Below are 16,858 nucleotides of genomic sequence, written 5' to 3' on the forward strand. Positions count from 1 at the left end.
CTCGGTGAGCACCGTGAGCACCGAGCTCGTCGCGGCCGCCGCACGCCTCGCGGAGCTGGGCCTCTCCCCCGGCTCGTCCGGCGACGTGAGCGTGCGCGAGCGCGACTCGATCGTCATGTCCCCCACCGGAGCCGACCTCGCGGCGCTCGACTCGGAGCGCCTCTCGGTGCTCGACGCAGGCCGAGGCCATCGAGCGGCTCGGGCTCCCGTTCCGGGCCGCGCTGCTCGCCAACCACGGCCTCGTGGTGGCGCTCGACGCCGCGATCGAGCTGGAGGAGGCGAGCAAACTGCTCCTGCTCCTCGGCGACCGTCCGATCAGGACACTCGAGGAGAGCAGCGGGGTGCGCCTCGGCGAGCGCTACGGCTCACCCTGGGGCGGCTGAGCCGCTCGCCTGGAGCCGGGTGGCACGGGGCTGTTCGTCGCGCTTGTGCATCAGCCGGTCCGGCCACCAGATCCATCTGCCGATGTCGAGCGTCAGCGCGCACACGAGCACGCCGCGAACGATCATCGTGTCGATCAGGACGCCGACCGCGACGGCGAAGCCGAGCTCGGCGAGGAAGGTCAGCGGCAACGTGCCCAGCACCGCGAACGTGCCCGCGAGCACCAGGCCCGCGGAGGTGATGACCCCGCCGGTGGTCGCGAGCCCGGTCAGCATCCCGCGCCTGGTGCCGTCCCGCGACGCCTCCTCGCGCACGCGCGTCATGAGGAAGATGTTGTAGTCGATCCCCAGCGCCACCAGGAAGACGAACACGAACAGCGGGAACGACGGATCGGCGTTCTCGAACCCGAACACGTTGTTGAAGAAGAACGCGCTGATGCCGAGCGTGGCGAGGAACGAGAGCACCACGGTCGCGATCAGCACCAGCGGGGCCAGCAGCGACCGCAGCAGCACCGCCAGTATGCAGAACACCACCACCAGCACCAGCGGGATGATCAGGTTGCGGTCGTGGGTGTTGGCCTGCGCCGTGTCGTACAGCAACGCAGCCTGCCCTCCGGCAAGCGCGCCCGCGTCGGGGACGGCATGCACGGCGTCGCGCACGTTCACCAGCGTCGCGAGCCCCTCCTGCGTGTCCGGCGCGGCCTCGGTGGTCCCCTCCAGGTAGGCGATCCCGTCCCGGACCTCCGGCTGCCCGACCGACACGACACCCGGCACGCCCGCGAACGCCTCGCGCACCTGCCCGGCCTGTCCCGCGTTGGAGACGACCTGGATGGGCTGCCCGGCCCCGGCCGGGAAGTGCTCGGCCAGCACCCGCTCCCCCACCACGGAGTCCGGGGTCTCGGTGAAGGAACCGGCATTGGTGAGCCCGTCGGCCTTGAGTGTCAGCGTGCCCAGCGCGAGCACTCCCAGCACCACCGCGGTCACCGCCCACGCCACGCGCGGGCCACGGGCGACCGTCCTGCCGATGCGCGCCCACAGGCCGCGTTCGGTCCGGTCGGCCGAGCCGAACGCGGGCCGCACGGGCCAGAACACCCAGCGGCCGGTGATCGTCAGCAGCGCGGGCAGCAGGGTCACCATGGCCAGCAGGGCGATGCCGATGCCGATCGCCGCGACGGGGCCCAGCCCTGCCGTGGAGTTGAGGTCCGCGAACAGCAGGCACAGCATGCTGATCGCGACGGTCGCGCCGCTGGCCCAGATCGCGGGCCCGGCGCGGTGCAGGGCGTAGGCCATCGCCTCGTGCCGGTCGGAGTGCCTGCGCAGCTCCTCCCGGTAGCGCGCCACGAGCAGCAGCGCGTAGTCGGTGCCCGCGCCGAACACGAGCACCAGCAGGATGCCCGCGCTCTGCCCGTTGACGGTCAGGTCGGCGTAGCGGGCGAGCAGGTACACCACGCCCTGTGCCACCGCGAGCGCCGACCCGACGACGAGCACCGGGAGCACCCAGAGCGACGGGCTGCGGTAGGTCAGCAGCAACATCGTGACCACCACGGCGAGCGCGGCGTAGAGCAGCGTGGAGTCGATCCCCTCGAACGCCTCCGCGCTGTCGCCCCCGAACCCGGCGGGGCCGGTGACGTGCACGGACACGCCGTCGGCTCCGTCGCCCGCCATGCGGCGCATCTCGTCGATGAGCCCGGGCAGCCGGTCCCAGCCGTCCTCGCCGATGTCGAGCGGCACAACCACCTGCGCCGCCTCCGGCAGGGGCCGCTCACCCGACGGGATGGGCCCGGCCACCCTGCGGTCGACGCCGTCGAGGCCGGCGAACGCGCGCGTGTCGTCCGCGATGCGCGCGAGGTCGGCCTGCCGCAGCCCCTCGGGCCGGTCGTAGACGACGATCGCCGGAACCTCGTCGCTGGACCGGAAACCCTCCAGCACGCGCAGCACCTCGGTCGACTCGGCGCTTTCCGGCAGCCACGACGACGCCTGGTTGTCCTGGACGTCGGTGAGTTTGCCCGAGAGCGGGCCGAGCGCGGCCAGCGCACCCAGCCACAGCACGAGCACGACCCACTTGCCCACCCGGCCGCAGGGAAGCCGCGCGGCCCGCCCCGCGCCGCTGGGGATCTCGTCCATGGGTCCCACCCCCATCCGGAAACCCCGAAGCTAACCCGGGGACGGGGTGCGGGACGCGGGCCGGAAGTCCCCAATCGGCTTGCGGTGGCGGGGCTTTCCGCACTCGCGGCGACCCCTGGGTGACGGTGCGGCCACGGACCGTCCCATCAACTCGATCTTGAACGAAGGCACTGGCGGGACGGCGCCGAGCGCCACGACCTGATCGCCGGCGCGGTACGGCAGAGCTACCGACGCCGCGGCGTGTCAGGCGAGGAAGCCGTCCAGCTCGGCGAGGAACACGGGCCAGGCGGGCTCGTCCTCGGTGAGGATGTGGTTGCGGCTGTCGAGGAAGCACAGCCTGCTGTCCGGGATGAGCGCGGCGAGCTCCTGCGCTTGCGCCTTCGGCACGCGCAGGTCCCCGCGCGAGTGCAGGATCAGCGTGGGGCAGCCGACCCGGGGCGCCAGGGCGGACACGTCGATGTGCGCGAACACGTCGAGGAACCGCACGACGTTGTCGATCGACGTCGTCGCCCGCTGCAGGTCGTTGAACGCGTCCCACAGCTCCCGGGTGCCGCCCGGCAGGAACTGGCTGGCGAACACCTGCCGGAACGTCGGGTCGTCGTGCCGCCAGCCGATCCGGCCCAGGGTCAGGTCGAGCGCCGCCTCCTCCTTCTCCTCCGGCGTGGCGGCGCGCGCGAACCGGCCCCGGCTGTACGCGCCCGCGAGTACCAGCCGGGACACGCGCTCGGGATGGCGCACGGCGTAGGCGATCGCGACCGCGCCGCCCTGTGAGACGCCCAGCAACGGGAAACGCTCCAGCGCAGCCGCGTCGGCGACCAGCTCCAGATCGTCGACCCAGTCCTCGAAGCGGAACTCGCCGACGTCCCAGTCGGACAGCCCGCAGCCTCGCTCGTCGTAGCGCACGAGCGTGTGCCTTCTGGCGAGCCCGTCCAGCCAGTGCGCCCAGATCGGGCTCGTCCACTCCAGGTCGAGGTGGGTCAGCCAGTTCGCTGCCTTCACCAGCGGCGGCCCCGATCCGGACACCGCGTACGCCACCCGCACGCCGTCGGCCGAGCGGCAGTAGCGGATCCGCTGCGGGATGCGGCCGTCCGCGGCGGGCGGGCCGCCGTCGGTCTCCCGCACGTCGGCGACGAACCGGTACCCCACCCCGTGCACCGTGGCGACCATGCGCTGGGCTCCGCCGCTGTCCCCGATCGCCCGGCGCAGCGCCTTGACCCTGCTGGTGAGCGCCGACTCGGTGACGTGGCGGTAGCCCCACACCGCGTCGAGCAGCTCGGTCTTGCCGACCACGCGGTCACGGTGCCGGATGAGGTGGGTCAGCAGCGAGAACACCTGCGGCTCGACGTGCACCGGCTCGCCGCGGCGGCGCAGCTCCAACCTCCGCGGGTCGACCTCACAGTCCTCGAACACGTACACGCCGCCACCCCGCTTCGAGGCCGCCGCCACGGAATCTCCACATCATCCCCACGTTTCCTCCAAGCCACCAGCCCCCCGGGGCGCCCAACCTGGACGGACGACTCGGGAGAGAGGGACACCATGACCACGACGGAAACCCCGTACCTGCTGCGCAACGAACCGGACGAGCTGCGCCGTCTGGAAGAACAGGCCGCGGCACTGGCCCCGGCGACGCGCACGATCCTGCGGCTCGCGGGAATCCGGCCCGGCATGCGCGTACTCGACCTGGGCACCGGCGCCGGTGACGTCGCGTTCGAGGTCGCCGACCTCGTGGGCCCGGAAGGCTCGGTCGTCGGCATCGACTCCTCGGCACGGGCACTGGCGTGGGCGGCCGGCCGCACCGAGGCGCGCGGGGTCACGAACGTGTCGTTCGTGCACGCCGACCTCCACGACGTCCGCCTCACCGGCCCGTTCGACGCGGTGGTGGGCCGCCTCGTGCTGCTGTACACGCCCGAGCCCGCGCGCGTGCTGCGCCGGTTCGCCGGCCTCGTGCGCACCGGCGGGGTGGTGGTCGCGATGGAGTACGAGATGAGTGCCGCCGGCATGCTGCCCTCCACGCGCTTCGGCGAGCAGGTCGCCCACTGGATCACTGAGGCGTTCGAGCGGTCCGGGCTCGACCCGCTCCTCGGCGCCCGGCTGGAAGCGGTGTTCGGCACGGCCGGGCTGGCGCCCGCCGTCGTGCTCGGGCTGCAGAGCTACCGGCAGCCCGGGGATCCGACGGGCGCCAGGATGGCGACGGGAATCCTCCGCACGCTCGAGCCGGTGCTCGTGCGGACCGGCACCGCGACCCCGGAGGAGCTCGGACTCGACACCCTGGAGCAGCGCTTCCACCGGCACCAGACGGACCTGGAGCTGGTCTTCCGGCTACCCACGCTCGTCGGCGCGTGGACGACGATCGGACAGAGCCGCGATCACTGAGTGCGGGCACGGCCATCGTCCTGGGAGCGGGCATGGGGCGGGCTGCTCGCGACCCGCGTGCCCGCCCCACGCCTGCGACCGCGTGACGGTGGTCGATCGCTCGTGGCCAGGGCCGGTGAGCACAGACCCGTCGCGGATTGGTGCGGCTACGCCGACGCGGCCGACCGGATGGTGCTCGACGCCACCGGGATCTTCGCCGCCCTGCGCGCCGGTTCCCCGGAGGACGCGGCGGCGCGCTGGCGGGCGAAGGTGGAGTACGCGGTGCGCTACATGGTCGCCGAGCTCCCGTTGGAGGGCTTCGACGCCGATCTCTGGAGGACGCTGACCGGCGGTTACGGCCGGGCCTGACGCGACACGGCACGGGGCACCGCTGAATACCCAACGCAAGCACATAACCTGATCGGGTGATACAGAGACGCGGTGGCCGGTGAGCGAGGTCGGCAAGCTCGTCGCGGGCCGTTACCGGGTGCGGCGGCGTCTGGGCGGCGGAACGACGGGCGCCGTGTGGAAGGCCGTCGACGAGCGGCTCAAGCGGCCGGTCGCGATCAAACAGCTGCTCCCGGACACCGTGCAGGCGGACCGGGCCGTGCGCGAGGGGCGCGAGGCCATGCGGCTGCGCCATCCGCACGTCGTGTCGGTGCACGACGTCGACCACCACGACGGATCGCCACTGCTGATCATGGAGTACTTCCCGAGCCGCAGCCTCGCCGAGGTCGTGGCCGAGGACGGGCCGCTGCCGCCGATGGAGGCCGCCCGCGTCGGCGCGCAACTGGCGTCGGCGCTCGCGGAGGCGCACGAGGCCGGGATCGTGCACGGCGACGTCTCGCCGGGCACGGTACTCGTCGCCGACGACGGCACCGTGAAGCTCGGCGGCTTCGTCTCGCCCGCAGACCGGGGCGGGCGGGCCACACCGGGCGCCGACGTCCACGCCCTCGGTGCCACGCTGTCGGAGGTCCTGCCCGGAGGAACCGGCGCGCAGGCGGGGCCGCTCGCACCCTTGTTGGACGCGATGCTGGCGGAGGACCCCGCGAGGCGCAGCACCGCCGCCGAGGCTGCGGAGGACCTACTCGCGGTGGCCGAGGCCCGCTCGCTCACCGTCGCCGCGAAGCGGCCCGCGCTCGTCGGGGCCGGCGACGCGACCGTTCCCCTCGCCGGAACACCGGCGTTCACGAGGACCCTGCCCACGGTGGCGGCGGAGCGGGGGTCCCGCGCGCGGCCCACGACGCGGCGGCGCCGGTGGTGGCCTGCCGCGCTCGCGCTGCTCGTCGCGGTGCTGGCGACCGTGGTGCTCCTCGTCGCGATCCGCTCGTCCGAGGACAGCACCGCCGAGGCCACCGCGCCCGGCACCTCGAGGCCGGGCGACCCGCTCACCGCGAGTCAGCTGCGGCAGGCCGTGGCTGCGTTCTACGCACCCCTTCCCGGCGGAACCGACCAGGCGTGGGAGCGGCTCGGCCCCGGCCTGCGCGCGCAGGGCCGGGACGCGTTCGACGCGTACTGGTCGGGCGTCACGGCGGTCATCGTGGTGTCCGCGCCGAAGGTGACCGCCGCGGACAGCGTCCACGTCGGCATCGAGTTGACACTCCCCGACGGATCGACGGTCACCGAGTTCCACCAGTTCGGGGTGGTCGACCGCCACGGGACCGCCGTCCTCGAGTCCGACACCGTCCTGCACACCGCGACCAGCGCACCGGCACCGCCGACCCCCGCGCGACCGGAGCCGGGTACGCCCGCTGAGGACGACGACGGCGACCGCGGCGGCACCGGGGACGGCGGCGGCAGGGACACCGAGGAGGACCCGGACCCGGCGGGGCCCCGCGAGGAGCCGCGCAAGGACGACGGTCCCGGCCGGGGCGACGAGCACGGCAACCCACGGCGAGGCGACGGCTAGCCACCCCCGTTCCAGAGGGGCCAGGCGGGCAGCCGCAGGCCGCGCTGGACTTTCGTCACGGCCCGAGCACGCTGCCGGCTCGATCGGCACGCCGGACAGGGCGGGGTGAACAGGCGGCGGGGTCGCCCGGCTTTCCGCGTACTGTCGGTGGGGTCAGCCCCCGCCACGAACCAGGGACGGAGCAGACCATGAGCAACACCCCGGACGAACCCGACTACACGCCGCCGGCCGTGCCGGAAGGCGACTACACCGAGGGCGGGGTTCCGAACTTCGACTACGTGCGCGACCGCATCGAGAACCGGTTCGCGACCTCGATTGGCTCCACGGAGCTGGCGGAGAGCACGCCGGAGGGACGCACGCTCGACGAGCAGCTGGCCGAGCGCGAGCGGGCGGGCAAGGAACGGCTGGAGCAGATCCGCAGGTCCATGCGCAAGGAGTGAGCGGAACGCCGTGACGCCCGGCGCGCGACTTCACTCGTGCGCAGCATTCACCGGGGAGGCCGCGATGCTCACGACGACGTTCACCGCACTGGCGGGGCGGGTCCCGATCCAGCAGGCTCTCCCCTGGGCCCGATCGCCTCGCCCGAGCTCGTGACCGCGGTCGCCGACGCGGGCGGGGTGGGCACCGTCGCGGCGCTGGGTATGACGCCGGGAACCTCGAAGCCCACTCCGCCGCGCTGCGCACCGACGGCGTCCTCGCCGCGAACCTCGCCTCCGCCGGCATCGACCCGGCGGCCGTGGAGGTCGCGGCGGCGCGGTTGCGGACCGTCGGCTTCTGCTGGCACGGCCCCGGCCCCGGGCTGGCGGCCCTCGCGCACACCGGCGGCGTGCTCGTGCGCTGGCAGGTGGGCTTCGCGCGCGGGTCGCGCCAGCCCCCGGACGGCGACCACGCCGGGGCCGACCTCGTCGGTCCACGGCGCCGAGGCGGGCGGGCACGTGCGCGGGCACACGGCCCTGCCGCCGCCGCTGGAGTCGGTGCTCGACGAGGTGGACGTGCCGGTGCTCGCCGCGGGCGGCGTCGGCACCGCCCCGCGGCGTGGCCGCGGCGCTCACCGCCGGAGCCGCCTGAGCCGGAGGATCCGCGTGGGCACGCGGATCGAGGCGATGGCGCTCTACACGCATGAGGCCGTCGCGGCCGTGACCGAGGTGCGAGGCGCGGCCGTCGTGGTCCGGGAACTCGCCGAGGGCGCCGAACGGCTCCTGGCTCGCTGAGTCAATGCTCGTTGAGTCACTCCGGCCAGGCGTGCACGGGTTCGTTGGTGTGCATGTGTTCCCGGTACACGGCCACCATGCGGCGCAGCGCCTCGAACCGGCTCAGCGACGTCGCGTCGAACAGCCGGTGGAACGCGCGCGCCTGCCACGCTGCGCCGGTCGTGCCGGTGAGGCAGCGCTGCTCGATGACGCCGAGCAGCCGGTCGCGTTCGGCGGCGTCGACGTCCCAGCGCCGCAGGCCCTCGTGGGCAAGCGGCAGCAGGCGCCGCAGCACGAGCTCCGTGGCGGGCACCGTGCCGAGGCCGGGCCAGTAGAGCCGGGCGTCGGCGCCGGACCTCGCGGCGGCGTGGAAGTTCTCCTCGGCCGCGCTGAACGACATCTGGGTCCAGATCGGACGTTCCTGCTCGGCGAGCGCGCGGACGAGTCCGAAGTAGAACGCCCCGTTCGCCAGCGTGTCCACCACGGTGGGGCCCGCGGGCAGCACCCGGTTCTCCACCCGCAGATGGGGGCGCTCACGCACGACCGCGTACACCGGCCGGTTCCACCGGTAGATGGTCCCATTCTGCAGGCGCAGCTCCGCCAGCTCCGGGGTGTCGCCGCGGTCGAGCACCTCCATCGGGTCCTCGTCGGAGCAGATCGGCAGCAGCGCGGAGAAGTACCGCACGTTCTCCTCGAAGAGGTCGAAGATCGAGGTGATCCACCGCTCGCCGAACCACACCCTCGGCCGCACGCCCTGCGCCTTGAGCTCCTCGCTGCGCGTGTCGGTGGCCTGCTCGAACAGCGCGATCCGGGTTTCCGCCCACAGCTGCCTGCCGAGCAGGAACGGCGAGTTCGCCCCGGTCGCCACCTGCACGCCCGCGACGGCCTGCGCCGCGTTCCAGTACGCGGGGAACTGCTCGGGGCTTACCTGGAGGTGGAACTGGGTGCTGGTGCACGCGGCCTCCGGCACGATCGTGTCGCACGTGGCCTGCAACCGCTCCGCGCCGTCGATGACGATGTGCAGGTCCTCGCCCCGAGCCGCCAGGATCTGCTGGTTCAGCAGCGCGTAGCGGGGGTTGACCGACAGTGCCGTCCCGGTCAGGTGCTCTTGGCGCAGCGTCGGCAGGATCCCGATCATGATCAGGTGCGAGCCGATCTCCCTCGCCTTCGCCTCGGCGGCGTTGAGACTGGCCCGCACGGCCCGCTCGAACTCGGCGCCACCGCCGCCGCGCAGCGGGCGGGGCGGCACGTTGATCTCCAGGTTCCATTGCCCCAGCTCGGTCTGGAACGCGGGATCGGCGATGGCCTCCAGCGTCTCGGCGTTGCGCATGGCGGGCTCGTGCCGGTCGTCCACCAGGTTCAGCTCGATCTCGAGCCCGGTGAGCGGCCGGTCGAACTCGAAGTGCGGTTCGGAGAGCATCCGCGCGAACGCGTCGAGGCAGCGGCGGACGCGGACCCGGTACCGTGTCCGGTCCGCGCGGCTGAAGGTGTGCTGACCGACTTCCTCACCCATCCCCCCATTCTGAACCCGCCGGGGGCCGCAGGTCAGGTTCCGCCGAGCAGCCTCGCGAGGCTGCGGGCGTAGCGCTCGGCGTTCACCCCGCCGGGAACGTCGCCGAAGAACTCCGTGGTGAGGAAGTAGCCCACCGTGGCGCACAGCAGCACGGTCGCGGCGGCCTCCGGGTCCTCCCAGCCCGGCTCGCCGTCGGCGGCGAGGTCGCCGGCGATCCCGGCGAGTCCCCGTTCCACGAGCACGTCGCGGACGCGCTCGGCGACGTGTGGCATGCCGTCGCGCTCACGGATCAGGATCTCGACGAGCGGGCGGACCTCGCGCAGGAACCGCAGGTCGTCGGCGAGACGCTCGCTGAGCGGGCGCGTGCCGCCCTCGGCGGTGCGGGGTTCCCGCTCGGGGCGGATCGCGCGCAGCCGGGCGAGCTCGTGCTCGACGACCGCGTCGAACACCGCTCGCTTGGACGGGAAGTGCCGGTAGAACGAGCCCGTTCCCTCGGCCAGCCCTACGCCGCGCTCGATGGAGCTGATCGTGGCGCCGTCGAATCCGCGCGCGGCGAACTGACGCAGCGCCTCGGCCAGAATGCGCGCACGCGTATCACCGGACATGGGTGCAAGGATAGCCTTGCGCCGCGCAAGGGAACCCTTGCATACTGGCCGGCATGTCGATCAAGCGGAGACTGGCCGTCACGAGCGTCGTGGCCGCACTGACGCTGCCCACCGCGCTGTCCGGACCGGCGCACGCGAGCGCCCCCGTGCCGGTTCCCCCGGTGCCGCCAGGGTTCCACTGGGGCGTCGCGACGGCGGGGTTCCAGTCGGAGGGCGCCGCACCCGACAGCAACTGGCGGCGGTACGTCGACGCCCAAGCCGAGACGGTGCGTGACCCGTACGCGAACGCGGTGGACTTCCGCAACCGCTACGCCGAGGACATCGCGCTGGCGAAGGAGATGGGCGTCAACACGTTCCGCGTCAGCCTCGAGTGGCCGAGGATCGAGCCGAGGCCGGGCGAGATCGACCAGGAGGCCCTCGCGCTCTACGACGGCATGGTGCGTGAGATCAAGGCCGCCGGGATGACCCCGATGCTCACGCTCACCCACTTCACGCACCCCGGGTGGATCGTCGACCGCGGCGGCTGGACCAACCCGTCGACCGTCTCCAGCTGGCTCTCCTTCGCCCGGCTGGTGGTGCAGCGCTACGCGGGGCAGGGCGCGCTGTGGATCACCTTCAACGAGCCGACGGTGTACCGGTCGTTCGAGGAGCGCAACGGCGGGCTCAACGCCTTCCAGTCCGGCGCGATGATGCGCAACCTGGTGAGCGCCCACCGCCAGGGCTACGACCTCATCCACGAGCTCGACCCCGGCGCGCGGGTGAGCAGCAACCTGGCGGTGAAACCGCCGCCGCTGCAGTGGTTCGACGACGCGGCGTTCATCGACAAGGTCAAGGACAAGCTCGACTTCGTCGGCGTCGACTACTACTACGGCGCGAGTCTCGACAACCTCACGGCGATCCACGGCCTGACCGACGAGTTCTGGCGCATCGACCCGCAGCCGGACGGGCTCTACTACGCGCTGAAGACCTACCAGCGAAAGTTCCCCGGGCTGCCGCTGTACGTCGTGGAGAACGGGATGCCGACGGACAACGGGCAGCCGAGGCCCGACGGCTACACCCGCGCCGACCACCTGCGTGACCACCTGTACTGGCTGCAACGCGCGATGGCCGAGGGCGTGAACGTCATGGGCTACAACTACTGGAGCATCACGGACAACTACGAGTGGGGCAGCTACCGGCCCCGGTTCGGGCTGTACACGGTGGACGCGCTGACGGATCCTTCGCTCACGCGGAAGCCGACCGACGCGGTGCCCGCCTACCGCGAGACGATCGCGGGAAACGGCGTGCCCGAGGGCTACCTGCCGAAGCGCAGGCCCGCGTGGTGCGCCCTGGCCGATCTGCGCACGTGCTTCGCGCCGCTCCCGGTGGCGGCGGGCGCCAAGGCGTGGGCGCAGCCGGGCTGAGCGCGCTCACGAGTCGGGCGGGCGGTCAACGGCGAGCTTGCGCGCGGCGAACCCCGTCCACGCGAGGCCCGCGGCGGTCACCCACAGCACCCCTGCCGCGCCGAGCCCGGCGGCGACCAGCCCGATCGTGCCGGGCACGATGACCTGCCCGGCACGGTTGCCGGTGAGCCGCAGCGACATCGCCCGGCCGCGCATCCCCGGCGGGGCCGACTCGGCGAGCCAGGACATCGTCAGCGGCTGCCCGACACCGAGCCCCAGCCCGGCCACCACGACGGCCACGGCCAGTACCCACACCGGCACCGGGGCCGCCGCGAGCGCGAGTCCGGCCGCCGACGCCGCGATGCTCACGAGCAGCACGCGCTTGCGGCCGAGCAGGCGCGTGAGCCTGCCGAGGAACAGGCGGGAGGTCATCGACGACACGGCGCGCAGCCCGAGCAGTGCACCGACCACTCCGGACGCGATGCCGCGCTCGGCGCCGAGCGCGGGAAGGTAGACCAGCGAGATGTCCACCGCCGCCAGCACCACGCAGCTCGTGAGCAGCGCCCGCGCCAGTCCGGGCAGGCGGAGCAGCCCGCCGACCCCGCTGGGCGCGGCGGCATCGCGCTCGGCGGCGCGTGCGCCGTCGCGAATCGCGAAGGAGCACGCGAGCACGACCACCGCGATCTGCGCGGCGCCCTGGAACACCGGCGTGGTGTCGGGAATGGCCTTCGAGCCTCCGAAGAGGACGATGAGCAGCGGTCCCGCGGCCTGCCCCGCCGACGCCGCGAAGGTGTAGTAGCCGAAGGCGGCGTCGAGCCTGCCGGAGGAGGTCGTGTTCGCAACGAGCGCCTGCTGCCCCACCACGGCACACAGGTGCGCCGTGCCGAGCACGATGCTCGCGACCACGAGCCCCGGGATGGAGCCGCCGAAGACCAGGAAGGCGCCGCCCGCCGCCGTGAGCAGCACCCCGCCCGCGATCAGCACGCGGCGCTCACCCAGCCGGTCGACGACGTGCCCGGCAGGCAGCGCCAGCACCAACGGCACCAGCGCGAACGTCCCCGAGAGCACCCCGAGCCACGCGGGCGACATGTCGAGCTCCAGCGCGCGGTACGACGTCGCCGGACGCAGCACGAACGTCACGGCCTGGGTCAGCGCCGCGTGGGTGAGCAGCGCCCAGGCGCGACCACGCGTGCCCTCAGTCATGGGCCGTCATGAGCCGCCGCCACATCGCCTTCGCGCCGAGGCTTGGTCCCGATGTGCTCCCGCGGCACCGTCTCGGCGGTGCCGCTGTCCCGCACGATCACGTTCTCCATCAGCAGCCGGTGTTCCTCGTCCTCCTTCGTCCGCTCCCCCGGCTCGCGCCCGCCCCCTGCGCGAGCCTGCGGCAGCTCCCATTCGCCGAGCCCAGAGGTTATAGCCTGCTGGGCGCACTGGACGAAAGGAACCCACGACGTGACCGACACCTTCGCCACCGCCGACCTCGTGGACGAGCACGGCGACCGCCTCCGCGTATGCGACACGCAGTTCCGCCAGTTCGGCGCGCACCGGTCGTTCTGCGGCCGCGTGCGGACCGTGTCGTGCTACCAGGACAACGGCCTGGTGCGCGAGCTGCTGCGCACGCCGGGAGAGGGCTGTGTGCTGGTGATCGACGGCCGGGGCTCGCTGCACACCGCGCTGACGGGCGATCTCATCGCTCGCTCCGCCGCCGACAACGGCTGGGCCGGCCTGATCGTCAACGGAGCCGTACGCGACAGCGCCGTGCTCGCGGAGCTTCCGCTCGGCATCAAGGCGCTCGGCACGAACCCGCGCAAGAGCTCGAAGGCCGGCCACGGCGCGCTCGACGTGCCGGTCGGGTTCGGCGGGGTGACCTTCCTGCCGGGAGATCGGCTCTACGCCGACGACGACGGGGTGGTGCTGCTGGCGGCGGGCTGACCCCGCTCCGAGGTCGCGGCGGGCGGCACGAGACGCCGTACGGGAGCGGACAGCAGGATCAGCGGCCGGGCGAGGGCGGTGGCCGTGAAGGCGGCCGGCAGCGGAACTCCGGGCAGTTGCGAGACGGCGGAGATGGCGTGCGCGAGGAGCCACATCGCGTCCAGCGCGACGAGGGCGACCCAGAAGTCCCGCTGTCGCCGGAGCACGACGGCCGCGACGAGGACGACCTCCAGGACCAGCCCCGCCCACGCCGTGGCGCTGACGGTCGCGAGCGGATGGAACGCCGTCCACAGGATGGGCCCGCGAGCAGGGCGGCATGGCCCAGCAGCAAGGCGAGGGCGGCTCGGTCCCGGCGCGGTAAGTCCACGAGTCCCCCTCGGCCGACGGTTCCCCAACGCTAGCGCGAAACTCCGGCCGCCCCCGCCGCCGAACGGAGTCAACCGCGCCGGTCTCGTCCACAGTGGAGCCCCGGCGCCGCGGCACCGGGGCTCCGGTTCACTCCGTGGCGGACGGCGGACTGGCCGTCTCGGGGATGAGCCCCGCCTGCTGGAGTGCCCCGAGCAGGTCGTAGTTGACCCATTCCTCGACGATCCGGTCGCCCTCCCACTTGTCGAACGTCATGCCGGTCATCACGTAGCTCCTGCCCGTGGCGGGCAGGCCGCGGAACTCGTTGCGGGCGGTGCCGCCCATGGTCCAGCGGGCACAGGTGAGGTCTCCGTCCACGAGGACGTCGTGCACGTCCATGTGCAGGTCGGGTTGGGCCTGCCTGAGCTCGGCGACCTGCTGTTTCATTCCCGCGACTCCGTCGATGGGAAAGCTCGGGTCGTGAAAGGAACAGTGCGCCGCGAACAACTCGTCGCAGACGTCGAGGTTGCCCCGGTTCCACAGCTCGTCCGCCAGCCGGCGCATCGCGTCCCTGCGCTCCTCCGGTGTCATCATCAGGACCTCCTTCGCGACTACCCCTCCGCACACTGGACACCCGGCGGAGCGGACGTGTCCAGCCCGGGTTTTGTGGGCGAACGATATGGACAGCTCGTTCATTAGCTGCTTATATGGACGCATAGTTCATATAGGAGGCACAACATGAGCAGTCCCACCACCAACCGAGTTGCCCTGGTCACCGGCGGCTCCGGGGGCATCGGCCGGGCCGTCGCCGAACGGCTCGCGCGGGACGGCATCGCGGTCGCCGTCCACTACGCGGGCCGCAAGGAGAAGGCCGACGAAACCGTGCAGGCCATCACCGCCGAGGGCGGCCGGGCGATCGCGGTCGGCGGTGACGTCGCGGACGAGGCCGCCATGGCCACGGCGTTCGACGCCGTCGAGTCCGCCTTCGGGGGCCTCGACGTCGTCGTGCACACGGCCGGGATCATGGTCCTCTCTCCGATCGCGACGCTCGACCTGAACGACCTCGACCGCGTGCACCGCACCAACATCCGCGGCACCTTCGTGGTCGACCAGCAGGCGGCCCGCCGCGTCCGCGAAGGCGGCGCTATCGTCAACTTCTCGACGTCGGTGACCCGCACACAGCTGCCCACCTACGGCGCCTACGTCGCCAGCAAGGCCGCCGTGGAGAGCCTGACTTTGATCCTCGCCCGCGAACTGCGCGGCCGGGACGTCACCGTCAACGCCGTCGCCCCGGGGCCGACCGCCACCCCGCTGTTCCTCGACGGCAAGGACGAGAACACCGTCGACCGTTTCGCCAAGGCCACCCCGCTGGAGCGGCTCGGGCAGCCAGGGGACATCGCCGAGACCGTCGCCTTCCTCGCCGGCCCGGCGCGCTGGGTCAACGGCCAGGTCCTCTTCGCCAACGGCGGCCTCGCCTGACCATCACCGGCGGGAGGGAGCCGACCATGACCACCATCGAGCCGCCCGCGGCGATCCGGACGTTCATCGACGGGACCGACCGCGGCGACGTCGAGGCGCTCGCCGCCACGTTCCCCGAGGACGCCCAGCTCCACGACTGCGGCCGCGAGCACAACGGCCGGGACGGCGTGCGCGACCGGGACCGCACCGACGACATCGGCGTGCGGTCCCGGTTCAAGCTCGTCGGCACCGAGGCCGGCCCCTCCCCCGACAGCCACGTCGTCGCGCTCACCGTGACCGGCGACGGCTACAACGGCACGCGCGACGGACTGATCGCCGTACTGCGCATCGGCTGAGCGACCGGGGAGGATCGACACATGACGCACGAGGCGAAGACCCCCGCCGCCGTCAGGGAAGGCCGGGGCCGAGGGCGCAGGCCCGCGGACGAGGTGCGGGCGGACGTGCTGCGCGCTGTCGGCGACCTGCTGCTCGCCGAGGGGATCGCGGAGCTGACCTTCGAACGCGTGGCACGTGTGGCAGGCGTCAGCAAGACGACGCTGTACAAATGGTGGCCGTCCAAGGGCGCGCTGGCCCTGGACGGCTACTTCCACGCCGTCGAGCAGACGCTCGCGTTCCCGGACACCGGTGACATCCGCGCCGACCTCCTCAGCCAGCTGCGCGCCTTCGCCCGCGTGCTGACCGAGACCCCGGGCGGACGCATCCTCGCCGAGCTGATCGGTCAGTCCCAGACCGACCCGGAGCTGGCCGCGGCCTACCGGGCGCTGTACTCCTCGCAACGGCGGCGGCTCGCCGGCGAACGGCTGGAACGGGCAAGGGAAGCGGGCCAGCTCCGCGCCGACCTCGACGTGCAGGTGCTCGTCGACCAGCTCTGGGGCGCGGTCTACCACCGGCTGCTCATCCCCGACGAGCCGGTGACCGACGACTTCGTGACCGCGCTCGTCGGCAACCTCCTGGACGGCGTCACGGGTCGCGGCCCTGCCACGTGCTGACACACGCCTCGTTGCCCTCGGCGTCGGCCAGCACCCAGAACGCGGGGGCGAACCGGTCCGACCGCAGCACGCCGCCCGCGGCGAGCGCACGCTCGACGCGCCCGGGCGCCTCGTCGTGCGGCACGGAGATGTCCAGGTGCACGCGGTTGCGTTGCGGGCGCGGGGCCGTCATCCGCTGGAACCACACCGCAGGGCCCTGCTCGGCCGGGTCGACGAGGGCGTCCCCGGCGCCGTCGGTGTAGCCAAGGACCTCCCGCCAGAACGGGCGGATGGCGGCGGTATCGAGCGCGTCGATGGCGATCTCCAGCGCCTGCACGGACCTCGACGGGCCGGCGTCGGCGGTGATCCGCAGGCCGAGACCGGTCACCAGCTCGGAGATCCGCCGGGCGAGGTCGAGGTCGCCGGGCTCGACCGACCCGGTGCGCCGCGACCGCACGGTGAAGATCACGCCGCCGGGGCGGCAGTCCACCACGACGTGCTCGTCGGTCTCGGCGCCGAGTCCGGCCACGATCCGCGCCGCGACGTCGGTGGCGGCGCGCAGGGACTCCACCGGCACCCCGGCACGGAGACCGTCCAGGACGTAGCGCCAGCCGAGGTCGGTGACCGCCGCGGAAACGGCGTGGTGGCTCACGGTTTCGCTCACGGCCGCATCGTCGCA

21 protein-coding genes and 1 pseudogene are annotated in these 16,858 nt (G+C 72.9%); 12 read left to right on the top strand and 10 right to left on the bottom strand.

Annotation, left to right across the window (positions count from 1 at the left end; genetic code table 11):
• Window positions 1-13 precede the first annotated feature (13 nt).
• Together DI005_RS39815 and DI005_RS39310 are read left to right on the top strand one after the other, a co-directional pair.
• Window positions 14-181: pseudogene (locus tag DI005_RS39815) on the top strand (class II aldolase/adducin family protein); the annotation flags it as partial.
• A gap of 61 nt (window positions 182-242) precedes the next feature.
• Window positions 243-383 (top strand): hypothetical protein, encoded by a 141-nt coding sequence (locus DI005_RS39310; RefSeq protein ID WP_233520411.1) that lies wholly within the window; start codon window positions 243-245, stop codon window positions 381-383.
• Here DI005_RS39310 and DI005_RS33475 read toward each other — a convergent pair.
• Window positions 366-2,504: an MMPL family transporter gene (locus DI005_RS33475; RefSeq protein ID WP_113644747.1), complete on the bottom strand. Its 2,139-nt coding sequence runs from the start codon at window positions 2,502-2,504 to the stop codon at window positions 366-368. The two genes, DI005_RS39310 and DI005_RS33475, sit on opposite strands and share 18 nt — an antisense overlap.
• Before the next feature lie 243 nt (window positions 2,505-2,747).
• Complete coding sequence (locus DI005_RS33480) at window positions 2,748-3,950, bottom strand: alpha/beta fold hydrolase (protein ID WP_233520412.1); 1,203 nt, start codon at window positions 3,948-3,950, stop codon at window positions 2,748-2,750.
• A 90-nt stretch (window positions 3,951-4,040) separates the two neighbouring features.
• Here DI005_RS33480 and DI005_RS33485 point away from each other — a divergent pair, with 90 nt between their 5' ends.
• The 4 genes from DI005_RS33485 (at window position 4,041) to DI005_RS33500 (ending at window position 7,205) form a co-directional block, all read left to right on the top strand.
• Entirely contained in the window at window positions 4,041-4,877 is an 837-nt protein-coding gene (locus tag DI005_RS33485; RefSeq protein WP_113644748.1) for a methyltransferase domain-containing protein, read from the top strand.
• Window positions 4,878-5,225 (top strand): hypothetical protein, encoded by a 348-nt coding sequence (locus DI005_RS33490; RefSeq protein WP_147263927.1) that lies wholly within the window; start codon window positions 4,878-4,880, stop codon window positions 5,223-5,225.
• 79 nt (window positions 5,226-5,304) lie between these two features.
• Window positions 5,305-6,765, top strand: coding sequence for a serine/threonine-protein kinase (locus DI005_RS33495; protein ID WP_113644750.1), 1,461 nt, complete (start codon window positions 5,305-5,307; stop codon window positions 6,763-6,765).
• 188 nt (window positions 6,766-6,953) lie between these two features.
• Window positions 6,954-7,205 (top strand): hypothetical protein, encoded by a 252-nt coding sequence (locus tag DI005_RS33500; RefSeq protein WP_112268525.1) that lies wholly within the window; start codon window positions 6,954-6,956, stop codon window positions 7,203-7,205.
• 80 nt (window positions 7,206-7,285) lie between these two features.
• Here DI005_RS33500 and DI005_RS33505 read toward each other — a convergent pair whose 3' ends face one another.
• Window positions 7,286-7,714: a hypothetical protein gene (locus DI005_RS33505; protein ID WP_147263928.1), complete on the bottom strand. Its 429-nt coding sequence runs from the start codon at window positions 7,712-7,714 to the stop codon at window positions 7,286-7,288.
• Here DI005_RS33505 and DI005_RS33510 point away from each other — a divergent pair.
• Window positions 7,701-7,976 (top strand): hypothetical protein, encoded by a 276-nt coding sequence (locus DI005_RS33510; protein ID WP_113644752.1) that lies wholly within the window; start codon window positions 7,701-7,703, stop codon window positions 7,974-7,976. The genes DI005_RS33505 and DI005_RS33510 overlap by 14 nt on opposite strands.
• 16 nt (window positions 7,977-7,992) lie before the next feature.
• Here the strand turns inward: DI005_RS33510 and DI005_RS33515 are convergent, their stop codons facing one another.
• Complete coding sequence (locus DI005_RS33515) at window positions 7,993-9,468, bottom strand: glutamate--cysteine ligase (RefSeq protein WP_113644753.1); 1,476 nt, start codon at window positions 9,466-9,468, stop codon at window positions 7,993-7,995.
• A gap of 32 nt (window positions 9,469-9,500) precedes the next feature.
• A complete protein-coding gene (locus DI005_RS33520) occupies window positions 9,501-10,073 on the bottom strand; it encodes a TetR/AcrR family transcriptional regulator (RefSeq protein ID WP_113644754.1) in 573 nt (190 codons plus the stop codon).
• A 53-nt stretch (window positions 10,074-10,126) separates the two neighbouring features.
• On the opposite strand from DI005_RS33520, the gene DI005_RS33525 reads away from it, so the two are divergent.
• Window positions 10,127-11,476, top strand: coding sequence for a glycoside hydrolase family 1 protein (locus DI005_RS33525; protein WP_113644755.1), 1,350 nt, complete (start codon window positions 10,127-10,129; stop codon window positions 11,474-11,476).
• 6 nt (window positions 11,477-11,482) lie between these two features.
• On the opposite strand, the gene DI005_RS33530 is transcribed toward DI005_RS33525, so the two are convergent.
• Entirely contained in the window at window positions 11,483-12,658 is a 1,176-nt protein-coding gene (locus tag DI005_RS33530) for an MFS transporter (RefSeq protein WP_113644756.1), read from the bottom strand.
• Window positions 12,655-12,927: a hypothetical protein gene (locus DI005_RS33535; protein WP_147263929.1), complete on the bottom strand. Its 273-nt coding sequence runs from the start codon at window positions 12,925-12,927 to the stop codon at window positions 12,655-12,657. The genes DI005_RS33530 and DI005_RS33535 overlap by 4 nt, the downstream gene beginning before the upstream one ends.
• Here DI005_RS33535 and rraA point away from each other — a divergent pair.
• A complete protein-coding gene (gene rraA / locus DI005_RS33540) occupies window positions 12,908-13,387 on the top strand; it encodes a ribonuclease E activity regulator RraA (protein WP_113644758.1) in 480 nt (159 codons plus the stop codon). The two genes, DI005_RS33535 and rraA, sit on opposite strands and share 20 nt — an antisense overlap.
• On the opposite strand, the gene DI005_RS33545 is transcribed toward rraA, so the two are convergent.
• Both DI005_RS33545 and DI005_RS33550 read right to left on the bottom strand, forming a co-directional pair.
• Complete coding sequence (locus tag DI005_RS33545) at window positions 13,345-13,593, bottom strand: hypothetical protein (protein WP_113644759.1); 249 nt, start codon at window positions 13,591-13,593, stop codon at window positions 13,345-13,347. The two genes, rraA and DI005_RS33545, sit on opposite strands and share 43 nt — an antisense overlap.
• A gap of 289 nt (window positions 13,594-13,882) precedes the next feature.
• The gene (locus DI005_RS33550; RefSeq protein WP_228714047.1) at window positions 13,883-14,326 is read right to left on the bottom strand and encodes an ester cyclase; all 444 of its coding nucleotides are present in this window, start codon (window positions 14,324-14,326) and stop codon (window positions 13,883-13,885) included.
• Window positions 14,327-14,470: 144 nt separating this feature from the next.
• On the opposite strand from DI005_RS33550, the gene DI005_RS33555 reads away from it, so the two are divergent.
• From DI005_RS33555 to DI005_RS33565, 3 genes are read left to right on the top strand one after another with little or no spacing between them, the layout of a single operon-like run.
• A complete protein-coding gene (locus DI005_RS33555; RefSeq protein WP_112268494.1) occupies window positions 14,471-15,211 on the top strand; it encodes an SDR family oxidoreductase in 741 nt (246 codons plus the stop codon).
• 26 nt (window positions 15,212-15,237) lie between these two features.
• Window positions 15,238-15,546: a nuclear transport factor 2 family protein gene (locus DI005_RS33560; RefSeq protein ID WP_112268492.1), complete on the top strand. Its 309-nt coding sequence runs from the start codon at window positions 15,238-15,240 to the stop codon at window positions 15,544-15,546.
• A 21-nt stretch (window positions 15,547-15,567) separates the two neighbouring features.
• Entirely contained in the window at window positions 15,568-16,200 is a 633-nt protein-coding gene (locus DI005_RS33565) for a TetR/AcrR family transcriptional regulator (RefSeq protein WP_113644760.1), read from the top strand.
• On the opposite strand, the gene DI005_RS33570 is transcribed toward DI005_RS33565, so the two are convergent.
• Window positions 16,172-16,843: a VOC family protein gene (locus DI005_RS33570; RefSeq protein WP_113644761.1), complete on the bottom strand. Its 672-nt coding sequence runs from the start codon at window positions 16,841-16,843 to the stop codon at window positions 16,172-16,174. The genes DI005_RS33565 and DI005_RS33570 overlap by 29 nt on opposite strands.
• Window positions 16,844-16,858: the final 15 nt, after the last annotated feature.

Source organism: Prauserella sp. PE36, from assembly GCF_003311655.1.
Taxonomy (GTDB): Bacteria; Actinomycetota; Actinomycetes; order Mycobacteriales; family Pseudonocardiaceae; genus Prauserella_A; species Prauserella_A endophytica.

Bases quoted from the DNA above. Each gene is read 5' to 3' on its own strand.
- DI005_RS33485 (WP_113644748.1), top strand. From the start codon at position 4,041: ATGACCACGACGGAAACCCCGTACCTGCTGCGCAACGAACCGGACGAG.
- DI005_RS33520 (WP_113644754.1), bottom strand. From the start codon at position 10,073: ATGTCCGGTGATACGCGTGCGCGCATTCTGGCCGAGGCGCTGCGTCAG.
- DI005_RS33550 (WP_228714047.1), bottom strand. From the start codon at position 14,326: ATGATGACACCGGAGGAGCGCAGGGACGCGATGCGCCGGCTGGCGGAC.
- DI005_RS33530 (WP_113644756.1), bottom strand. From the start codon at position 12,658: ATGACTGAGGGCACGCGTGGTCGCGCCTGGGCGCTGCTCACCCACGCG.
- DI005_RS33565 (WP_113644760.1), top strand. From the start codon at position 15,568: ATGACGCACGAGGCGAAGACCCCCGCCGCCGTCAGGGAAGGCCGGGGC.
- DI005_RS33500 (WP_112268525.1), top strand. From the start codon at position 6,954: ATGAGCAACACCCCGGACGAACCCGACTACACGCCGCCGGCCGTGCCG.
- DI005_RS33515 (WP_113644753.1), bottom strand. From the start codon at position 9,468: ATGGGTGAGGAAGTCGGTCAGCACACCTTCAGCCGCGCGGACCGGACA.
- DI005_RS33475 (WP_113644747.1), bottom strand. From the start codon at position 2,504: ATGGACGAGATCCCCAGCGGCGCGGGGCGGGCCGCGCGGCTTCCCTGC.
- DI005_RS33525 (WP_113644755.1), top strand. From the start codon at position 10,127: ATGTCGATCAAGCGGAGACTGGCCGTCACGAGCGTCGTGGCCGCACTG.
- DI005_RS33555 (WP_112268494.1), top strand. From the start codon at position 14,471: ATGAGCAGTCCCACCACCAACCGAGTTGCCCTGGTCACCGGCGGCTCC.
- DI005_RS33560 (WP_112268492.1), top strand. From the start codon at position 15,238: ATGACCACCATCGAGCCGCCCGCGGCGATCCGGACGTTCATCGACGGG.